The sequence below is a fragment of the Lactococcus ileimucosae genome, assembly GCF_943193185.1.
Taxonomy (GTDB): Bacteria; Bacillota; Bacilli; order Lactobacillales; family Streptococcaceae; genus Lactococcus; species Lactococcus ileimucosae.
This window is the reverse complement of the sequence record NZ_CALPDE010000012.1, coordinates 53,614-74,403: the sequence shown is the minus strand read 5'-3', so window position 1 is coordinate 74,403 and position 20,790 is coordinate 53,614. Positions and strand designations below refer to the sequence as shown.

General features: G+C 35.2%; 15 protein-coding genes. All 15 read left to right on the top strand.

The window, feature by feature from the left end; genetic code table 11:
* The first annotated feature begins 142 nt into the window (after nt 1-142).
* The 15 genes from NFR51_RS06710 to hpt all read left to right on the top strand — a co-directional run bounded on the left by NFR51_RS06710 (nt 143) and on the right by hpt (nt 20,786).
* Entirely contained in the window at nt 143-928 is a 786-nt protein-coding gene (locus tag NFR51_RS06710) for a ParB/RepB/Spo0J family partition protein (protein WP_251712953.1), read from the top strand.
* Nucleotides 929-1,186: 258 nt separating this feature from the next.
* The gene (gene dnaA, locus NFR51_RS06705; protein ID WP_251712952.1) at nt 1,187-2,545 is read left to right on the top strand and encodes a chromosomal replication initiator protein DnaA; all 1,359 of its coding nucleotides are present in this window, start codon (nt 1,187-1,189) and stop codon (nt 2,543-2,545) included.
* Between the two features lie 166 nt (nt 2,546-2,711).
* Nucleotides 2,712-3,854, top strand: coding sequence for a DNA polymerase III subunit beta (dnaN, locus tag NFR51_RS06700; protein ID WP_251712951.1), 1,143 nt, complete (start codon nt 2,712-2,714; stop codon nt 3,852-3,854).
* A 43-nt stretch (nt 3,855-3,897) separates the two neighbouring features.
* Nucleotides 3,898-7,221, top strand: coding sequence for an ATP-dependent nuclease subunit B (gene rexB / locus NFR51_RS06695; RefSeq protein ID WP_251712950.1), 3,324 nt, complete (start codon nt 3,898-3,900; stop codon nt 7,219-7,221).
* Nucleotides 7,214-10,777, top strand: coding sequence for a helicase-exonuclease AddAB subunit AddA (addA, locus tag NFR51_RS06690; protein ID WP_251712949.1), 3,564 nt, complete (start codon nt 7,214-7,216; stop codon nt 10,775-10,777). Before rexB ends, addA begins: the two co-directional genes overlap by 8 nt.
* A gap of 1 nt (nt 10,778) precedes the next feature.
* Nucleotides 10,779-10,982 carry a DUF951 domain-containing protein gene (locus tag NFR51_RS06685; RefSeq protein ID WP_251712948.1) on the top strand — a complete coding sequence of 68 codons (204 nt, stop codon included), beginning with the start codon at nt 10,779-10,781 and terminating at the stop codon, nt 10,980-10,982.
* A gap of 118 nt (nt 10,983-11,100) precedes the next feature.
* Nucleotides 11,101-12,216, top strand: a complete 1,116-nt coding sequence (gene ychF / locus NFR51_RS06680) for a redox-regulated ATPase YchF (RefSeq protein WP_251712947.1) — start codon at nt 11,101-11,103, stop codon at nt 12,214-12,216.
* Between the two features lie 108 nt (nt 12,217-12,324).
* Entirely contained in the window at nt 12,325-12,897 is a 573-nt protein-coding gene (gene pth, locus NFR51_RS06675; RefSeq protein WP_251712946.1) for an aminoacyl-tRNA hydrolase, read from the top strand.
* Entirely contained in the window at nt 12,894-16,379 is a 3,486-nt protein-coding gene (gene mfd, locus NFR51_RS06670; protein WP_251712945.1) for a transcription-repair coupling factor, read from the top strand. The genes pth and mfd overlap by 4 nt, the downstream gene beginning before the upstream one ends.
* 123 nt (nt 16,380-16,502) lie before the next feature.
* Nucleotides 16,503-16,775: an RNA-binding S4 domain-containing protein gene (locus NFR51_RS06665; protein WP_251712944.1), complete on the top strand. Its 273-nt coding sequence runs from the start codon at nt 16,503-16,505 to the stop codon at nt 16,773-16,775.
* A 27-nt stretch (nt 16,776-16,802) separates the two neighbouring features.
* Nucleotides 16,803-17,174, top strand: a complete 372-nt coding sequence (locus NFR51_RS06660; protein ID WP_251712943.1) for a septum formation initiator family protein — start codon at nt 16,803-16,805, stop codon at nt 17,172-17,174.
* Nucleotides 17,171-17,452, top strand: a complete 282-nt coding sequence (locus NFR51_RS06655) for a S1 RNA-binding domain-containing protein (protein WP_251712942.1) — start codon at nt 17,171-17,173, stop codon at nt 17,450-17,452. Before NFR51_RS06660 ends, NFR51_RS06655 begins: the two co-directional genes overlap by 4 nt.
* A 253-nt stretch (nt 17,453-17,705) precedes the next feature.
* The gene (locus NFR51_RS06650) at nt 17,706-19,007 is read left to right on the top strand and encodes a serine hydrolase (RefSeq protein WP_251712941.1); all 1,302 of its coding nucleotides are present in this window, start codon (nt 17,706-17,708) and stop codon (nt 19,005-19,007) included.
* Nucleotides 19,004-20,254 (top strand): tRNA lysidine(34) synthetase TilS, encoded by a 1,251-nt coding sequence (tilS, locus tag NFR51_RS06645; RefSeq protein WP_251712940.1) that lies wholly within the window; start codon nt 19,004-19,006, stop codon nt 20,252-20,254. Before NFR51_RS06650 ends, tilS begins: the two co-directional genes overlap by 4 nt.
* The gene (hpt, locus tag NFR51_RS06640; RefSeq protein ID WP_251712956.1) at nt 20,247-20,786 is read left to right on the top strand and encodes a hypoxanthine phosphoribosyltransferase; all 540 of its coding nucleotides are present in this window, start codon (nt 20,247-20,249) and stop codon (nt 20,784-20,786) included. Before tilS ends, hpt begins: the two co-directional genes overlap by 8 nt.
* Nucleotides 20,787-20,790 lie beyond the last annotated feature (4 nt).

The window sequence follows — 20,790 nt, the reverse complement described above, 5'->3', positions numbered from 1 at the left end:
AACCTCCCCTTGTCAAGAATAAAATAACCTTTTCCTCCTCTTTTTTTAAGATCGGCCGGTTTAAGCCCGCTGTTGTCTAATCTTTGAACTAGTATTTTCATGCTTTGTATTTCTTTTTTCCTTTTTGTGGTATTATTGGCACATGGAAGAAAAAATTTATCAATTAAATATAGAAGAAATCAGTAAAAATCCATATCAACCACGTAAAAATTTTGATAGCGATAAATTAAGGGAATTAGCCCAATCCATAAAAGTAAATGGTGTACTACAACCCATAATAGTTCGTAAAAGTAGTCTATTTGGTTATGAACTTCTTGCAGGGGAACGTCGGTTACGTGCAGCAAAGTTGGCAAACCTCAATAAGATTCCTGCAATTATTCGGATGTATTCAGATGATGATATGATGATTCTTTCTATTCTAGAAAATATTCAACGTGATGATATGAGTCCTTTGGATGAAGCGAAGAGTATTCGAAAAATCATCGATAAAAGTTCTATGACACACGATGAAGTAGCTAAGTACCTTGGTAAGTCTCGTTCTTATATTTCAAATCTTCTCAGAATTTTAAAGCTTCCTCATAGCATTCTTCTATTGTTAGGAGATAAAAAAATAAGCTTAGCCCACGCTCGCACACTACTTGCTGAAGAAAATGAGGAAAAACAAGTTCTCTTAGCACAAAAGGTTGTTAAAGAAAAACTTAACGTTCGTCAACTTGAGGATATTATTTATAGAAAATCAAATAAAAAGATAAACAATAAAAAAAATATTTATATAGAAGAAAAGGAAAAGGAAATTACAAAATATCTAGGTATAAGTAATAAAATTTCGTATGATAGACACCGACAAAAAGGGAAAATTGAACTCCAGTTTGATAGTTTAGAAAAGATGGAAGAAATTTTGGAAATACTCACAAATGATTCACAGTAAATAGACTGTGGATTTTTTTATCCCAGACTTTATTCACATATTTTATATTTTCCCTTTTATGTGGAAAAGTGAGTAAATGCTATAATATCCCTCGATCTTCCTGTGGAAAACTTTCTTTCTATCCACATTATCCACATTATTGTGAATAGTTTTCCACTTTTGTGGAAAACTTATAATTTTTTTTAACAACGGTGGATAAATAGTTATCAACATGATATAATAGATTCTACTTAATTTTAATATATTTAGAGGAAAAATATGACTCTCCAAAAAGAAAAAAAGGAATTTTGGACGAGAGTAAAGGAATTAGCGAAAAAAAATATCAAACCACAATCTTATGACTTTTTCATTGAGCCTGCCCAACTGTTAGAAATTGAAAATGATATTGCTACCATCATCGTTGGTGCAAAATTTCATAAAGATTTTTGGCGGAGTCAAGAAGGTCTTATCAGTACAGCAGGGTTTGAAGTTTTTGATCGTCCAATTCGTTTCAATTTACTTTCGGAAGAAGAAGTTTCAGAAAAATTTGAACAAGAAATGAATGAACCGGATAGCTTGGATGAAGCACCAGCACTTGCTACTCCCGAATTCACAAGATTAAATCCAAAGTACATTTTTGACAATTATATCCAAGGTGAAGGTAACAAGTGGGCGAAAGCGGCAGCTTTTGCTGTAGCTGACAAACCAGGTGACGTTTATAATCCTCTCTTTATCTATGGAGGATCAGGACTAGGAAAAACGCATCTGATGCACGCCATTGGTAATGAAATTTTAAAAGATAATCCTCATTCCAAAGTAAAATACGTGTCTGCAGAAACTTTTGTTAATGATTATGTCAATGCAACGCGCAAGGGACAAATGGCTAAATTTGAAGAAACCTATCGTAATTTAGATATACTTCTTCTCGATGATGTTCAGTTCTTTAGTGATAAAGAAGGGACACAAAATGAGTTCTTCAATACTTTCAATACTCTTCATGATCGTGGTGCCCAGATTGTCCTAACTTCAGATCGTATTCCACAAGAATTAAATAAGCTTGAAGAACGTTTAGTTACTCGCTTTTCTTGGGGGCTGACTACTGACATCACTGCTCCCGACTATGAAACACGCATGGCTATTCTGCAGACAAAATCTGAGAGTAGCAATCTTGAATTTCCTCAGGAAACACTAAGCTATATTGCTGGTCAAATTGATTCCAATGTCCGAGAACTTGAAGGTGCACTTAATCGCGTTGAGTTTGTTGCTAAAACAAATAATCAGACAATAGTTAATATTGATACTGCCAGTGAAGCTCTACGTTCCCTAAAGAGTAATATGCAACAACCTTTATCAAATCTTACAGTCAAAAAAATTCAAGATGAAGTTGCTAAATACTATCATATTTCAACAGCAGACTTGGTTGGTCCTAAACGACCAAAAGAAATTGCATTTCCGAGACAAATTGCAATGTATTTGATTCGTGAACTTCTAGCTCTCAGTCTTCCTGCTATCGGAAATGAGTTTGGAGGCCGTGATCACACAACAGTCATGTATGCGCACAAACAAATCAGTGAGAAAATGAAAAATGACATCGATGTTCAAAAAGATGTTGACGCTATTAAACGTCTCTTCCAATAAAAAATCAACGCTGTGGAAAACTTTTGTAAATTCCCTATACTTATTCTCCAGTTATTCACAGTGGAAAACTTAGCTAAACTCATGTTTTGCCGCTTATCCCCATACTCACATGACCTACTACTATTACTAATATATTTATATAAATAAATAAAAGAAAAGGACTCTCATGATAAAATTTTCAATTAACAAAGTAGCTTTTCAAAATGCATTAAAAATTACCAAGCAAGCCATTGGTTCTAAAGTAACTATTCCAGCTTTAACAAAATTAAAAATTGAGGTTACAACAGAGGGAATTACTTTAACTGGTTCAAATGGTCAAATCTCTATTGAAAACTTTTTGCCAGCATCTGATAAAGACGCTGGTATGCATATTTCCGATACAGGAAGTATCTTATTAGAAGCTTCTTTCTTTGAAAGTGTTGTCAGTCAAATGCCTGAGCTTGCTTTAGAGTTTGAAGAATTAGAACAAAAACAAGTGCTTTTAACTTCAGGTAAATCAGAAATCACGCTAAAAGGACAAGATGCAGAGATTTATCCACGTATTCAAGAAATTTCGCAAGAAAATCCTCTTAAAATTAATGTTGGTCTCCTGAAAGAAATATTTACTGAAACAGTATTTGCTGTAAGTACGCAAGAAAGTCGCCCAATTTTTACTGGTGTTCATTTGACTTTATCTGATAAAGTAAACCTTAAAGCTGTTGCGACAGACTCGCATCGTATGAGTCAGCGACTTCTTGTTCTTGAAAATGAAGGGACTGATTTTGACGTTGTTTTACCAAGTAAATCAATTCAAAACTTCAAAAATGTTTTTAGTAATGATGAAGAAGATCTTGATATTTCATTGGCTAATAATCAAATTCTTTTTCGTAATGAACGTATCAGCTACTATAGCCGTCTGATTGAAGGAACTTATCCTGATACGAATCGTTTAATTCCTAATGAAAATGACTATAGCTTAAACTTGGTTTTTGATGTTGCCGCTTTACGTCGTACAATGGAACGTGCACGTCTCTTATCAAATGCAACAGCAAATGGTACAGTCAAACTCACAGTATCAGGAGACTCAGTCATTACAACAGCTAATTCACCTGAGGTTGGTAGTGTTCATGAAGAGTTGACAGCGATTGAAAAAAGCGGTGAAGATATTGCGATTAGCTTTAATCCGCAATATTTGATTGATGCGCTTCGTGTCATAAAAGAACCAGAGGTTCGTATCCGTTTTATTTCAAATGTTCGTCCATTTACTCTTCTTCCTAAAAATGACACAGACAGTTTCATACAGCTTATTACACCTGTCAGAACAAATTAAAAAATGTTAGAATAGACTTAACGAAAGTGAGGTCTATTTTTTTATGGAAATCATTTATACTGAAATTACACAAGATTTGACAGCTTTTCTTCTTGAGCGCGCCCAAAAAGCACTAAGAGAAGGAAAAAAAGTTTATTATATTGTTCCTTCTTCAATGTCTTTTGAAAAAGAGAAAGAAATATTAGAACGCATTTCTTCGGGGGAAGATACCGCGGTTTTTGACTTACTGGTTACGCGATTTAAGCAACTTCCCTATTATTTTGATCGAAAAGATATAACGTTGCAGGGAAAAGTAGAACTCACTCAGTCAGGATTGAGTATGCTTTTTCGAAAAGTCTTGAAGTCTTTTTCTAAAGAAGAATTACCTTTTTATTACAGTTTACAGGCCTCACCAGCTTTTCTAGAAATGCTGGTTAATTTACGTACCGAGTTAATCACAGCAAATTTGTCCTTTGAAGATTTGCCTGAAAGTCCTAAAAACGTAGAATTATCTGCTATTCTGCATCGTTTTGAGGAGGAATTAAGTGCTTCTTATGCTAATTTTTCAGAGTTTCAAGATTTCACTCAAAATATATTAGAGGGAAAGTTTACTCAAGATTTACAAAACGTAGTCCTTATAATTGACGGTTATACTCGATTTAATGCTGAAGAAGAAAGCTTTATTGCTGCTATTCAAGAAAAAGTTTCCGAAATAATAATTGGGACATATGCCAGTGAAGTTGACTACAAGTTGACAGACTTTTCTTTGTCAGTTTACAAAAATTCTTTGGAAATGCTTGAGCGATTTCAAAACAAATTCTCGGCTAAAATAAAGTATGTGTACAGCCCAAAATCAAAGACAGTTTATGATAAATTGACAGATTTGCTTAAAATGGAAACAAATTTTCTCCAAGAAAATGTGAAAATTGAGTTGAATCGTCAAGACAAACGTCATTTTGAAATTTGGGAAACTGAAAATCAAATGGCAGAAATAGAGGCAGTTGCAAAAGAGATTCGTCAGAAAATTACCAGAGGTGCCTCATTTAAAGAGTTTACAGTATTGGTAGGTGATGTTGATACATATGCTATACCTCTTCAAGAAACTTTTGAACTTTACGAAATTCCTTTTTTCTATGCTCGAGAAGAATCTATGAGTCAACATCCTTTGATTATTTTTTTAGAGAGTCTCTATGCGATTAAAAAGAATAACTATCGAACGAATGATGTGGTCAATTTACTAAAGAGCAATATTTACAGGGATGTAAACTTTGATCAAGAGAGCTTGGATTATTTTGAGTACTATGTCAATAAATATAAAATTCGAGGAAAAAAGAAGTTTGTCAATTCTTTTGATGCGAGTGAATTTTTAGAGATAGATAAAGTTGAGAGTTTGAGAGAAACACTTTTCGGAGAGAACTCGGCTTTACAGGTATTTTTAAAAGATAATTCAGAAAAAACAGGTAATGCATGGCTTAACAGTTTTCAAAGCTTTCTCCAAAAAGGGCATATTTTAGAAAATATGAACAGTCTTTACACTCAAGCAGAGCATGAAAACAATCATGTATTGGCGGACAAACATGAGCAAGTTTGGAAGTTACTCTTGTCTAACCTAATGGAATTTCAGTCTATCTTTTCTGAGCAAAAAATGAAAGTTTTAGAGTTTCTAGACTTAATTTTATCTGGTTTAAAAAATGCCAAATATCGTCAAATTCCAGCCAATGTTGATGTTGTAAATGTTAAAGATTATGAGCTTGTGGAAGCAAGGACTAATAAATACATATATGCTATAGGTTTAAGCTTGACTAACTTTCCAAAAGTAAAGAAAAATTCTAGTCTGCTTTCCGATGAAGAACGTGCTTCCATTAATCAAAATGTATCTCATGATGATTTTCGCTTTATTGAACAGCTAAATGTGACAAACTCTAGTAAAAATACTTTTACAAGTCTTTCCCTGCTCAATGCTGCAACGGATAAACTTGTTCTTTCAAGGCCACAAATTTATGCCAATGTTCAAGATGAAATTTCTCCTCTTTTACAGTTATTTATTAAACATACAAAAGCAGGAGAAAATATCAAGCGTGAGATTTCTTCGGTTAATCTTTTAGAAACAGTGGAGCATATAGGTAATAAACGTTCTTTGATTTCAAATATTGGTAAAATTGAGCACTTACTTGCTCAAGAGGAAGAAAAAGTAGAAAATGATAAGCGCAACTTTTGGTCAAGCTTATTTCGAATTCTGGTTAAAGAAAGTTCAGATTTTCAAAATCTGATTCACAACCTCGATCAGGATATAGCCCCTGTAGCCTTATCACCGGATACTGTAAAGGAAGTTTACAGTGATGAAATCTATGCTTCTGTCAGCAGTTTTGAACGTTTTTATAATTGTGAGTATCAATATTTTTTAGAAAAGACTTTAAATCTTGAAGTTTTTGAAAATATTGATCTAAATTCGAAGGTAGTTGGAAATTTCTTTCACGAAGTTTTTGAAAAACTTTTATTAACTCCAAGTTTGACAAATGAAAATTTTGATCAACATTTAGAAAGAGTTTTACAGGAAGTTGACAATAATTATGCGCGCTACTTTACACAAGATGCTACTGCACAATTTACTTGGACAAATCTAGGAGAAATTGTAAGGCAAACAGCAGTTATTTTGAAAAAAGGCTTAGAGAATAGCCAGATAAAAACTTTAGCAACTGAGAGTGCTTTTGGTTTCCCACATAGTGAACTGGGTGAATTTACTATAGATAAGATTAGCCTTCGCGGGCGGATTGACCGAATAGATCAATTTTTTGAGAATAGTGTAGGAGCCGTTGACTACAAATCAAGTCAGCATAAATTTGATTTGGTTTCTGCCTATGATGGAACAAGTTTACAATTTCTTACCTATCTCGATGTTCTAAAACAGACGACTGAAAATCAAAAATTATGGGGAGCCCTTTATCTGCAATTAAAAAATGAGAGTATTAACCTTTCAGATGTGGATGCTTTAGGTGAAATTTCAGCTTTATTATCTAAAAATATGCGCTATGAAGGACTCATTTTTGAAGAGTATAGGGACAATATAAGTGAGGAAATCAATCTTGTAAATATCAATCGAAATAATGTTTATAGTGAGAGAGAATTTGAAAGTTTGCTCAAACTTAATAAAGAACATTATATTAGAGCCGGACAACGTATTCGTGAAGGCGAAATTGCTATCAATCCTGTAATGACTAAGGAAGGCATTGATAAGGCAGGTAACGTCCATGGTTGTCGATATTGTCCTTTGAAATCAATTTGTCGTTTTGAGGCGAATAGACACATGAAAGACTACACACGTGAGGTAGGCCAAAAAAGTCGTAAAGAAATTCTTGATGAATTGAAAGGAGAAAAAGCTAATGACTGATGTGAAATTGACAGCAGAACAGCAAGAAGCCATACATAGTCAAGGCCATAATATACTTGTGTCAGCAAGTGCTGGCTCTGGAAAAACTTTTGTCATGGCTAATCGTATCGTTGAAAAAGTAAAAAGCGGAATTGCTATCGAAAGCTTATTTATTTCTACTTTCACGAGAAAGGCAGCAACTGAACTGCGAATACGTCTAGAAAAAGACTTAAAAAAGGCCAGTCATCAAACTCAAGATGTCGTTGAAAAACAGAGGATAAAAACGGCCTTACAAAATTTAGCTTACGCAGATATCGGAACAATGGATAGCTTCACGCAAAAGCTATTGCGCACACACTTTAATCGTGTTAATGTGGATCCTAATTTTAGGATTTTAGCAGATCAGACAGAAAGTGATCTTCTAAAGCAAGAAGTTTTTGAAGACCTTGTTGAACAATACCTTTCGGGGAGTTCTGAGATTAAAGAGAGGGCTAAAATATCTAAAAAAACATTTGAAAAATTGGTTAAAAACTTCTCAAAAGATAGGAATATCAAGGGTTTTCAAGATGTAGTTTACACGGTTTATAACTTTGCTTCGGCAACAGAAAATCCGGAAAAATGGTTAAAAAATGATTTTCTCAAAGGATTTGATTTATATCAAAAATTTTCCGATATCCCCGAAAAATTTGCACATGATGTAATGTGGAAATTAGAGGAATTTTTCCTCTTTTTAGAGAAATCTTTAGAGGAAAAAAATCTGACGGCTAAAACGTTAGAGAAAGCACAGATTGTTTTGGATAATCAAGGGTATTTGCTTGAAAGTTTAAGAGTCAATGATTATGAACAATTTGCAGAAGTTTTTAAATCGCTAGATTTTTCTCGATGGTCTCTTAAAAAGGATGAAATTTTATCAGAAGTTTTTAAAACAGTAATTGGAACAAAGAGTAATCCTGGATTAGTTCGTGAATTTTTAGAAAAAATCAAGCATTTGTCAACGATTGAAAAATATCAGCCAGAAGCAAAAAAATTGGCTGAAAATCTACAAAAATTTGCTCTTTATTTTTATCAATCCTATTTGGATAGAAAATATTCGGAAAATGCTTTTGAATATTCGGATATTGCACACTTTGCAATTAAAATTTTGGAAGAAAATACAGATGTCGCAAGGGAATATCGTACCAAATACAGCGAGATAATGATTGATGAGTACCAAGATACGAGTCATGTTCAAGAAGCGATGTTAAGATTACTAAGTAAAAATGGAGATGGATCAGATAATCTATTTATGGTTGGCGATATAAAACAGTCTATCTATGGTTTTCGTTTGGCTGATCCGAGCCTTTTTCTAAAAAAATATCATGCTTATGCTAGAGAAGATAGTCCTCATCAACTTATACGTTTGAAAGAAAATTTTAGGTCTCGTGGAGAGGTTCTTGAGTTTACAAATGAAGTTTTTAGACATTTGATGAATGAAGAAATTGGTGAAATGGTCTATGGTAAAGAAGAAGAGCTAGTTCAAGGAAATCTTGCAGATTACCCAGAGAAACTAGAAAAAAATTATTATCCAGAGATCCTTCTTTATGAGGAAGATTCAACTGAAGATGAAACAGATCCAATCAGTGATGGTGAGATTAAGGTTGTTGCTCAACAAATTAAAAACTTAATGGCTTCAGATGAAAAGTTGGACTATCAAGATATTGCTTTGTTGGTACGTTCAAAGTCCCAAAATAATAAAATAGAAGATATTCTTAGAGATTACGATATTCCGGTTGTACTTGATGAGGGACGAGTTGATTTTCTAAAATCACTTGAAGTAATATTGATTTTGGATGTTTTACGCGCGATTGATAATCCACTCTATGATATTCCTTTGGTTGCAACCTTGCGTTCACCCCTGTTTAATTTTACAGAGGATGAGCTTACCCGAATAAGTCTTAATGCTGGTTCTGATACACGCTTTTGGAAAAAGTTGCAAATGACAGATGGGAAAATGATAACACCTGTTCTTAAAGAAAAAATCACTCAGTTTTTGAAGAAGTTTACATCATGGCGTAAACTTGTAAACGAGCTTCCGATTCATGAGTTACTCTGGAAAATTTATACGGAAACCTACTATATTGATTATGTCGGTGCACTTCCAAATGGTGAGATGCGTCAAGCAAATCTTCAAGCCTTGTCAACACGTGCAGAATTGTATGAAAAATCCGGTTATAAGGGTCTTTTTAGATTCATAAAAATGATTGATAAATTTATGGAACAAAATAATGATCTTGCTTCTGTAAATATCAAGTTGCCTCAAAATGCTGTAAGGGTAATGACATTTCATAAGTCCAAGGGCTTGGAGTTTGATGTTGTTTTCTTGATGAATTTACAAACCAAGTTTAATCAAAGGGATTTAAAAGAATCTGTAATATTGACACGTGAAAATGGTTTGGGGATGAAATATACAGCAGATTTAAAAAAGGAAGCTGCTGTTGAAACGGACTTTCCTTATGCTTTAGTTAAGATGGATACACTCCCTTATCTTGTGAATAAGGAGTTGAAACGAAATGCGACACTGTCTGAAGAAATGCGTGTACTGTATGTCGCATTTACACGTGCAAAGAAAAAGCTTTACATGGTAGGGAAAATCAAGGAGAAAGAACTAGAAAAATATGCGGATATACATCTGGAAAATGGCATTCTTCCAGATAAATATCGTCGGTCAGCGACTGGCTATCAACATTGGCTTCTGGCACTTCAAACAGCCTATTCTTTACCGATGACTATTAAAATAAATACTTCTTCTGATTTACAGGAAGCCAATAAAAAGTTTACAGCACGTCCTAACTTTAAAAAATTGGCAGAAAACTCAAAAAAATTCGACAGAATAATGGACAGTTTTGATGAAGTGAAACAGGCCCGTGCAATAATGGATTATCAATATCCCAAAATGGAAGCAACACAATTGTCTAGTATTCAAACACCAAGTCAAGTGAAAAAAAGAAGCTATGAAAAGCAATTGGAACTTGGTAACGTTTTGCCTACAAGTGAGTACGTACGTGTAAAACAACTTGAATTGTTGAATCTTGGTAAACATCAAATTACCGCAGCAGAAATTGGTTCAGCTACACATAGTTTTATGCAACGTGCAGATTTTTCACACCCAAATTTATTTGACTTCCAACAAACTTTGGATCAAATGGAACTCCATGATGAAGTGAAAAATAAAATTGATTTACCCAAAATACTGACTTTATTTGATACAGATTTTGGTAAAATGTTAGTAGACAATGTGGAGCGTACAACCAAGGAAGCGCCTTTTTCAATGTTGAAAACGGACGAAGTTGCGCAAGAACAATATATTGTTCGAGGAATATGTGATGGATTTATCAAATTTGAAGATAAGATTGTTTTGTTTGACTACAAGACAGATTATTTTCGAAATAATAATCAGATTTCTGAAATCAAGAAAAATTATGAAGTTCAGATGGAACTTTATGCGGATGCATTAAAAAAAGCATATGGTGTTAACCAAGTTGACAAGTATTTGATTTTATTAGGTGGTCCTCAAAAAGTTGTTGTAGAAAGGATTTAGGATGTTAGATTATGATTTAGGATCAATTGTTGAAATGAAAAAACCTCATGCCTGTACCATAAAAGCAACAGGGAAAAAAGCAAACAGTTGGGAAATTATTCGTATGGGTGCAGATATTAAAATCAGATGTACGAATTGTGAGCATGTTGTGATGATGAATCGTAATGATTTCAATAAAAAAATAAAAAAGGTTGTGACAAAGTAGTCATAATCTTTTTGTTCAAGCTTCTCCAAATAAGTTGGTCGAATATGCTTTTTTGTCTTTTTTCATGATTTACGGTATAATTGGATGACTATAAAAATTGACGGAGAAATGAATAAATATGGCTTTAACAGCAGGTATTGTCGGCCTTCCTAATGTCGGAAAATCTACTCTTTTTAATGCAATTACAAAAGCGGGCGCTGAAGCAGCAAACTATCCTTTTGCAACCATCGAACCTAATGTAGGTATGGTTGAAGTTCCCGATGAACGTTTGACTAAAATCACAGAGTTGATTAAACCTAAAAAAACTGTTCCTACAACTTTTGAATTTACAGATATTGCAGGAATAGTAAAAGGTGCCTCTAAAGGTGAAGGTTTGGGGAATAAATTCCTCGCTAACATTCGTGAAGTTGATGCTATTGTACACGTGGTTCGCGCTTTTGATGACGAAAACGTCATGCGAGAAAATAACCGCGAAGATTCTTTTGTTGATCCATTAGCTGATATTGAGACAATTAACTTGGAATTGATTTTGGCCGATTTGGAATCGGTAAACAAGCGCTATGCGCGTGTTGAAAAAGTTGCACGGACAGTTAAGGACAAAGATGCAGTGGCAGAATTCAATGTGTTGTCTAAAATCAAGCCTGTCTTGGAAAATGGAAAGTCTGCTCGAACAGTAGAATTTGATGAAGATGAGCAAAAAATTGTGAAACAACTTTTCTTACTCACTACAAAACCTGTATTATATGTGGCTAATGTAGGGGAAGATGAGGTAAGTGCGCCAGATGATATTGAGTATGTGAAACAAATTCGTGAGTTCGCAGCGACTGAGAATGCAGAAGTTGTTGTTATTTCAGCGCGTGCTGAGGAAGAAATCGCAGAACTTGATGATGAGGATAAGGCAGAATTCCTCGAAGCACTTGGTTTGGAGGAATCTGGTGTTGATAAATTAACAAAAGCAGCTTATCATTTACTTGGACTTGCAACATACTTTACAGCTGGTGAAAAAGAAGTGCGTGCTTGGACCTTTAAACGTGGTATGAAAGCTCCTCAATTGGCGGGAATTATTCATAGTGATTTTGAAAAAGGATTTATTCGCGCTGTAACCATGTCTTATGAGGATTTGATGAAATATGGCAGTGAAAAGGCCGTTAAAGAAGCAGGACGTTTACGTGAAGAGGGTAAAGAGTATGTTGGACAAGACGGTGATATCATGGAATTCCGCTTTAACGTTTAAGGTTCTTCCCCAAGCTTTTAAATTTATAAGCCAAAATGTTTTACAGTAACTAAAAAGAGCTGATTTGTATGAATCAGCCTTTTGCTATTTTTTGGAAAGAGGAGAAAAATGACAAAAATGATTGTAGGCCTAGGAAATCCTGGCGACAAATATGAGAAAACAAAGCATAACATGGGCTTTATGGCTATTGATTTACTTGCCAAAGACTACGGTGTAAACTTTAGTTTGGAAAAAACCTTTATGGCTAAAGTTGCTTCTACTTTCGTGAATGGTGAAAAAGTTTTTCTGGTAAAACCGCAAACCTTTATGAATGAATCAGGACGTGCTATTCAACCTTTGCTCACTTACTATAATTTGGATCCGTCGGATTTGACGGTTATTGTTGACGATATGGACTCGGCTGTGGGACGCGTGAGACTGCGTCAAAAAGGTTCTTCAGGCGGTCAACGGGGCATTAAATCGACAATTACTCATCTAGGAACAGAGCAATTTAACCGAGTAAAAATTGGGATTGGACGTCCAGAACATGGAAAAACAGTAGTTGCACATGTCCTATCTAAATTTGATAAGGAAAATGTAGAAATTGCACAGGCCGGAATAAATAAGGCTGTAGATGCAGTAAAATTCTATATTGAATCAAATGATTTTTCTCAAGCAATGAATAAATTTAACGGACAATGAAAATAAACGAATTTTTTGATCAAAACCACGATTTACAATCATGGCAGAGAAGTTTTGCAAAAGCAGAACGCACACTTTTAACCGGACTTTCCGGTACCGCTCAGGCGATGATTATGGCCAACGCTTATGAGAATAATCCGGATAAGTATGTGATTGTTACAGACAATCAATACCATGCCAATGAACTTTATGATGAATTGTCTCATCTTGTTGAGGACGAGAAGGTTTACCAATTTTTTTCAGATGACAATGTTTATGCTGAGTTTGCGATAGCAAGTAAAGATCGGACAGCATATCGTCTCGAAGCTCTAAATTTCCTGCTTGATGCACAGCAAACAGGCTTTTTGGTCGTTCCTTTCATGGCTTTACGTTCGCTCCTGCCTCATCCTGATAATTTCCAAGAAAACTATCTTCTTCTGGCTCAAGGCGATGAGTTTGATATGGAAAATCTCCTTGGGATTTTAGCCAGTGCAGGTTATGAGAAGACACAGCGCGTGATGGTGCCTGGGGAGTTTTCACACCGTGGTGATATCGTGGATATTTATCCATTGGATGCAGCTCAACCCATAAGACTAGAATTTTTTGGCGATGAAGTGGATACGATTCGCACTTTCGATAGTGAAACACAGCGCTCACTCGAAAATATGGAGCAGGTAGAAATATATCCGGCGAGCGATTTTATTTTAATGCCCTGGGAATTTGATCAAGGGGTGAAAAAATTAGCTGCCCAGTTAGAAAACGTGACCGATCCTACCGCTCAATCTTATTTTGAAGAAGTGATTGCAGCAGCGGAAAATCATTACTATCATAAAGATTTGCGCAAGTTTGCTGAATATTTTTATGAAAAACCAGCCTCTCTTTTGAATTATTTTCCGAAAAATATTCAAATTTTCATTGATGATTTTCAGAAAATTAACGAAGCCAATAATAAAACAGAACAAGAACTTGCAGAATTTATCGTTTCGGAAAAAAGTATGGGGCGCTCTTTTGAGGGACAAAGCTACCTTTTGGATGTTATTTCTAAGTTACGTTCTCACAAACCAGCAAGCTTTTTCTCCAATTTTCAAAAAGGCTTAGGCAATATAAAGTTTGATGCTTTATATAATTTTAATCAACATTCGATGCAGCAGTTCTTTGGGCAAATGGAACTCTTTTACACCGAGGTTGACAGGTTTGTAAAACAAGGGTTTACAGTTATTTTGGCTGTGTCTTCTGAGAAACTACGTTCGGAGCTCCAAAAACTAGATTTGGAGCTTCAAATGGTGTCCACTGATGAAATTCAAAAAGGAAAGATAAACCTTTTGAATTTAAGTCTTAACAACGGTTTTAATTTTATTGATGAGAAACTTGTTGTTGTTACTGAGTCAGAAATTTTTGGTAAAGCAAGAAAGAAAAAAACACGGCGTTTAAATATTACTAATGCAGAACGCTTAAAAGATTATAACGAACTCGAAGTTGGTGATTACGTTGTCCATAAAAATCACGGGATTGGGAAATACTTAGGTATTCAAACCATTGAGGTATCTGGTATACATCGCGATTACTTAACCATCCAATATCAAAATGGCGATACCATTTCTGTTCCAGTAGACCATCTGAATTTGTTAAGCAAATACTCTGCGGCAGAAGGGAAAGCGCCGAAGATAAATAGGCTTAACGATGGACGTTGGCGTAGAACAATGTCTTCTGTAAGTAAGCAAGTTGAAGATATTTCTGAGGATTTGATTAAGCTTTACTCTGCGCGACAAGCTCTCAAAGGATATGCTTTTTCTCCCGATGATACGAATCAAGAAGAATTTGACAATGACTTTACTTATCCAGAAACTGCTGATCAGATACGTTCAATCAATGAAATAAAAAAAGACATGGAACTTGAACGCCCAATGGACCGACTTTTAGTAGGAGATGTGGGTTTTGGAAAAACAGAAGTTGCTATGCGAGCTGCCTTTAAAGCAATCAATGACAGTAAACAAGTGGCTGTTTTAGTACCAACCACCGTTTTAGCGGAACAACATTATAATAACTTTATGGAACGATTTGTAAACTTCGGTGTAAACATTGCTGTTTTGAGTCGTTTCCAAACCAAGGCTCAACAAACTAAGATTTTGGATAAGCTAAAGAAAGGGCGTATAGATTTAATCATTGGAACGCACCGTCTTTTATCGAAAGATGTAGAATTTCTTGACTTGGGTTTAATGATTATTGATGAGGAGCAGCGTTTTGGTGTAAAACATAAGGAACGTTTAAAAGAGTTGAAAACTCAGGTTGACGTGCTGACTCTAACGGCAACACCTATTCCTAGAACACTGCATATGTCAATGTTGGGAATACGAGACTTGTCTATTATTGAAACGCCCCCGACCAATCGCTATCCTGTGCAAACATATGTGATGGAAACCAACTATGGTGTGGTTCGTGATGCTGTATTGAGGGAAATTTCACGTGGAGGACAGGCTTACTATGTTCACAATCGAGTTGACAGTATTGAGCAAAAAGTTTCCCAACTGGAAGAACTGATACCTGAGGCAAGAATCGGCTTTATTCACGGTCAGATGACAGAGATTCAATTGGAAAACACCTTGATGGATTTTATCAATGCCGAGTATGATGTTTTAGTTACGACAACGATTATTGAAACCGGAGTTGACATTCCAAATGCCAATACACTTTTTATTGAAAATGCGGATATGATGGGGTTGTCGCAACTTTATCAATTGCGTGGACGCGTTGGACGAAGCAGCCGTGTCGCCTATGCTTATTTTATGTATAAACCAGAAAAGATTTTATCTGAGATTTCAGAGAAGCGTTTAGAGGCTATAAAAGGATTTACTGAGCTTGGTTCAGGCTTTAAAATTGCCATGCGTGATCTTTCGATTCGTGGTGCAGGAAATTTACTTGGTGCAGAACAATCTGGCTTTATTGATTCGGTTGGGTTTGAACTTTATTCGCAACTGCTTGAAGAAGCTGTTCATAAACGTATGGGGGGAGATAAAGTTAAAGCGAAGACCAATGCGGAAATTATACTTGGTTTAGATGCTTTTATTCCAAGCTACTACATTGGTGATGAAAGACAAAAAATCGAAATCTATAAGCGTATTCGTCAAGTAGACAGTCGTCAAACCTATGAAGAACTCCAAGATGAAATCATCGATCGATTTGGTGAATATCCAGATGAAGTTGCTTATCTTTTGGAGGTGGGTTTGCTAAAAACATTTGCTGATAATGCTTTGGTAGAAAAAATTGAAAAGAATAAAACTGTGCTTATTCTAAGTATGGCTAAATCAGCCAACACGATGTATCTTCCTCAGGAATACTTTGAAGCTCTAGCTGAAACGACTTTAAAAGCAAGTGTAGGTGAAAAGTTGGGACGGATGACTTTCCAATTCAAAATTGACAATAGAAAAGATGTTGTTTTATTACGCGAAATCATGAATTTTACAGAGAAACTCTCTGCCTTGAGAGACAGTCATGAAAAGGAGTAGAATTTCATATGAAACAGGCTTCTTTTTCATAGAAAAAGCGCCTTATTTACATGAGTTTGGCTTTTATCAAAAATATTTTCAACTGATTTTCCAAAAGACTTGAAGTATGTTATAATAACCACTATGAGATTAGATAAATTTTTAAAAGTTTCTCGTCTGATAAAGCGCCGTCCTGTAGCTAAAGAGGTTGCGGATAAAGGTCGCATTAAAATCAATGGAAAAATAGCTAAATCTTCAAGTGATGTTAAGTTTGGTGATCTTATTGAAATTCGTTTTGGGAATAAGATTATAGAAGTGAGTGTCTTGGAACTTAAAGAATTCACGCGTAAAGAAGATGCGGATAAAATGTATAAAATTCTTAGTGAAACGAGAATCACGGCTGAAACTGAACTTTAATTTATACATATCTTTTTCGGAGGAAAAATGGACAAGAAAATTATTCATTTGAAAAATGATTATAATAAGTCAAAAAGAATAGAAGAAGCTCCGCACGCTCTGCCTAAGCGCAAACATTTAGGTATCATTTTGATTGGTGCTATGTTATTATTCAGTTTGGCCACCATCAGTGTGGTTCAATCTTATCAAAATTTGCAAAAACAAATTGAGATGGAGGCGCAAGCTGCGCAAAAAAACGCGGCATTGGATCATGAGCTTGCACTTAAAAGCTCAGACATGAACAAGCTCAAGGATCCATCATTTTTAGCAAAGTATGCGCGAGCAAAACTGGATAATTCACAGGCTAATGAGAAAGTTTTTAGTATCCCAGAGATGGTTAATGGTGGGATAGAACCTTGATTGGAAAAGTGAAATCAATTAGTAAATTTGGGCTTTTTGTCCTTTTTTCTGACACAAAAACAGGTCTTTTACGTTGGTCGAATATACCAAGAAGACAGAGTAAATATAAGGTAGGCGATCTTATAGGCGTAGAGATTTTGAAGGTGCGGGAAGATGGAAAATATGAACTTAAATTTATTGAAAAAGACTTTGAAGAGAGTTTTGGTCACTTTTTAGGAGAAGCTACAGAGCGCCTCAAATCTTTGAAAACAAAAAATGAGCTTCTTAAAAGATTATAATCGCAGAAGACGAAAACTAGCCGAGAAAAGTGCTATATATTATACATGTAGAGAGTTTATTCATTGATTTTGTTTCTTACTTATGAGGGGTATTCGTGCTTCTTTTATATCCTCTTCTACAAAAATAGGGAAGCCTTAGATTTACAAGGGTGTTTCTCGTTTGGAGTGTTACAATACCTCTCGTAACAATCTGATGATGCATTAGAAGTTACAAAAGCAAGTGACGTATAGATGATTGATAGGGTTATAGAGAATGCAAAAGCTGAAAAATAAATTTAATTTGGCTGTTTGGTTGGTGATGATTGTGATGATTATCCCAGCCTTTTTTGTCTTGCCTCAAAAAAGTAAAGAGGGCAGTGCAGAAGCAAAAGTTAAAGAAGTAAAACAAAGCCAAAGGTCTTATCACACTGAGATACCTTCTCGTGCTGTTACTTTAACCACGGTGCCTGTTTACAAAGATGAAAATTTACAGCAAAAATCAGGGGAGCTTTCTGAGCAGAAACAACTGGATATTATCAAACTAAAAAATAATGTATTTGAACTGGCCAATCATACATTTATTAAAGCAGATACAAAACATGTAGCTTCAGATATACTTTTGTCAAAACAGAGCAAGAAGACGACCGTTTATACTGTTAAACGTTCAGAAGTCTATTATAATCCTTTTACAACATATGACAAACAAGTTTACACCACTCTTCCTAAAGGACAGCAGTTTAGTACAAATCAAATTGCAAAGACACATTGGGGAACTTATTATGAAGTGAACTTCAATGGCGGACAAACAGGGTGGATTAATTCTGAAGATTTAGATTTAGAAAATCCTAAAATGCTTCAAGTACAGGAGTTATTGAACAAAAAGTACAATGACTCAAAGTATTCTATTTATGTCAAAGAATTGGATGATTCGTTTACAGTAGGTGTAAACCAAAATAAAAAAATGTATGCAGCGAGTTTATCAAAGCTTCCTATTCTTTATTGGACACAAAAGCGTTTAAATGAGGGGAAAGCAACTTTAAACGATAATTTGCAGTACATTACGGCGATAAATACCTTTAAAGGTTCCTTTGAGGCAGGGGGCACTGGTATTTTGCCAGTCATTGCGAATAATGCTAACTATCCATTATTTGAAATTATTGACCGTACAGCTAAAAACTCTGATAATGTCGGGAGTAACCTCCTTGCTTATTATGAGACAGGACAATTTTCTCCAGCATTTCGGAGTGGGATTGAAAATATTATGGGACAGGCATGGGATCCTGTTGAACGTGAAGCTTCTGCGGAAATGGTAGGAAGAATACTGGAAGCTCTTTACAAGGAAGGCGGTTATTCTTTCAATGCTTTATTTGGCACTCAATTTGATGATATAAAAATTCAGGCTGGAGTCCCTAAGAATATCCGTGTGGCGCATAAAATAGGAGCGGCTGATGCTTATAATCACGATGCAGCGATTGTCTTTTCGAGTGAACCTTATATTTTAGTGGTTGAAACGAAAGGGGGAAGTGATAATATCATTTCGCAAATTTCAAAAGACATTTATGAGGTGTTAAAATGAATGAATTTTTGAAACTTGTTCAAAAAAAGGAGTTTTTCAAACATCATAAACGTGTTCTGATTGCTTTATCTGGTGGTAAAGATTCGATGACGCTTTTTAACTGGCTTTATAGATATAAGAAAGAACTAAAAATAGAAGTGTTTGCAGCTCATGTAAACTATGGTTTACGGGATATAGCAGATTGGGAGGAGAAAAAGTTAAGGCAAAAAATGCAAGCATTGGGTGTTGACCTTGAAGTTGCACATTATACTGAGGAATATTTTAGTGAAGAAGCTGGGCGTATCATGCGCTATAACTTCTTTAAAAAAGTGATGGAAGATAAGAAGTGTACTGCCTTAGTTACAGCTCATCATAAGGGAGATCAAGTTGAAACGATTTTGATGCGTCAAATTACTGGAAGACGTTTACGCCATTTGACAGGCATTCCAGAACGTCAAGTTTTTGGCCCGGGTGAACTCATTCGTCCTCTCCTGACTTTTGATAAGACAGCTCTTGATGCTGAGGAATATTTCGAAGATATGACGAATGCTGGAAATGATTACCTACGTAATCGTTTGCGTAATCAATATATCCCGGCTTTAACATCTGAAAATCCAAAGTTTTCAGATGCAGTTCTAGACATGTCCAAAGAGATATCCCTAGCTTTTTCAGTTATCAAAGAGAAGGTGGTAGATTTAGGGATTATTCAGGATGAGATAGAAACTCAATTTTTTTTGCAACAATCAAAGGCCCTTCAACATTTTATTTTACAAGAATATTTGGAAAAATTTCCAGATTTACAGGTATCTAAACCTCAATTTGAAGAGCTTTTATGGATTATCGAGAGACCACAACAATATCGTTCAGAAATGTCAAAAGATTATCTTTTTGTGAAAAATGAAAAATATTTTATGATTCGTCCTAAGGTTATTTTCAAGAAAAAAGAGCTTGATATACGTGAAGAAGATCCCAAAGATTCCAGTTTTATGCGGGTAGATATCCCTCTGACGGGAGAAATTAAGATACGTCAACGACAGCCGGGGGATTATATTTTCATCAATGGGCACCATAAGAAACTTAGAAAATTTTTTATTGATCAACATGTTGCATTAGACAAACGTGAAAACTTCTTAATCCTAGTTGAAGACGATATATATGCAATCACTGATTTAACAGTTTCAGATTTGAGTAAAGCCCTTAAAAATGATAAAATGAAAAGGACGCTGTGGGTAAAACCCATCATAAGAGAGGATATTGATGATGCTTGAAAAAGACATAAAAAAAATACTCATTTCAGAAGAAGAAATCCGAGACAGGACAGTTGAATTAGGAAAGATTCTTGCTGATGAATATGAAGACAAAAATCCACTGCTTCTAGGCATTTTACGTGGCTCAGTACCGTTTCTTGCGGAGTTGGTTAAGCGTATGGATATTCCGTTGGAAATGGACTTCATGACAGTTTCAAGCTATCACGGAGGGACAGAGTCGTCAGGCGAAGTGAAACTCTTACTTGATGTGGCAACCCCTGTTACAGGTCGTGAGATCATTATTGTTGAAGATATTATTGATACAGGGCGTACCTTGAAATATCTTAAAGAACTTCTTGAACACCGTGGAGCAATTGTGAAAATTGTTACTCTTTTAGATAAACCTGAAGGGCGCGTTGTTGAAATTGATGCAGACTACACTGGTTTCACAATTCCAAATGAATTTGTTGTCGGTTTCGGTCTTGACTTCGATAATCACTATCGTAATCTCCCTTATGTCGGTGTATTAAAGGAAGAAGTCTACAACAAATAAAAAA

Bases quoted from the DNA above. Each gene is read 5' to 3' on its own strand.
- rexB (WP_251712950.1), top strand. From the start codon at position 3,898: ATGGAAATCATTTATACTGAAATTACACAAGATTTGACAGCTTTTCTT.
- dnaN (WP_251712951.1), top strand. From the start codon at position 2,712: ATGATAAAATTTTCAATTAACAAAGTAGCTTTTCAAAATGCATTAAAA.
- tilS (WP_251712940.1), top strand. From the start codon at position 19,004: ATGAATGAATTTTTGAAACTTGTTCAAAAAAAGGAGTTTTTCAAACAT.
- dnaA (WP_251712952.1), top strand. From the start codon at position 1,187: ATGACTCTCCAAAAAGAAAAAAAGGAATTTTGGACGAGAGTAAAGGAA.
- pth (WP_251712946.1), top strand. From the start codon at position 12,325: ATGACAAAAATGATTGTAGGCCTAGGAAATCCTGGCGACAAATATGAG.
- NFR51_RS06660 (WP_251712943.1), top strand. From the start codon at position 16,803: ATGGACAAGAAAATTATTCATTTGAAAAATGATTATAATAAGTCAAAA.
- ychF (WP_251712947.1), top strand. From the start codon at position 11,101: ATGGCTTTAACAGCAGGTATTGTCGGCCTTCCTAATGTCGGAAAATCT.
- addA (WP_251712949.1), top strand. From the start codon at position 7,214: ATGACTGATGTGAAATTGACAGCAGAACAGCAAGAAGCCATACATAGT.
- mfd (WP_251712945.1), top strand. From the start codon at position 12,894: ATGAAAATAAACGAATTTTTTGATCAAAACCACGATTTACAATCATGG.
- NFR51_RS06710 (WP_251712953.1), top strand. From the start codon at position 143: ATGGAAGAAAAAATTTATCAATTAAATATAGAAGAAATCAGTAAAAAT.
- hpt (WP_251712956.1), top strand. From the start codon at position 20,247: ATGCTTGAAAAAGACATAAAAAAAATACTCATTTCAGAAGAAGAAATC.
- NFR51_RS06685 (WP_251712948.1), top strand. From the start codon at position 10,779: ATGTTAGATTATGATTTAGGATCAATTGTTGAAATGAAAAAACCTCAT.
- NFR51_RS06665 (WP_251712944.1), top strand. From the start codon at position 16,503: ATGAGATTAGATAAATTTTTAAAAGTTTCTCGTCTGATAAAGCGCCGT.
- NFR51_RS06650 (WP_251712941.1), top strand. From the start codon at position 17,706: ATGCAAAAGCTGAAAAATAAATTTAATTTGGCTGTTTGGTTGGTGATG.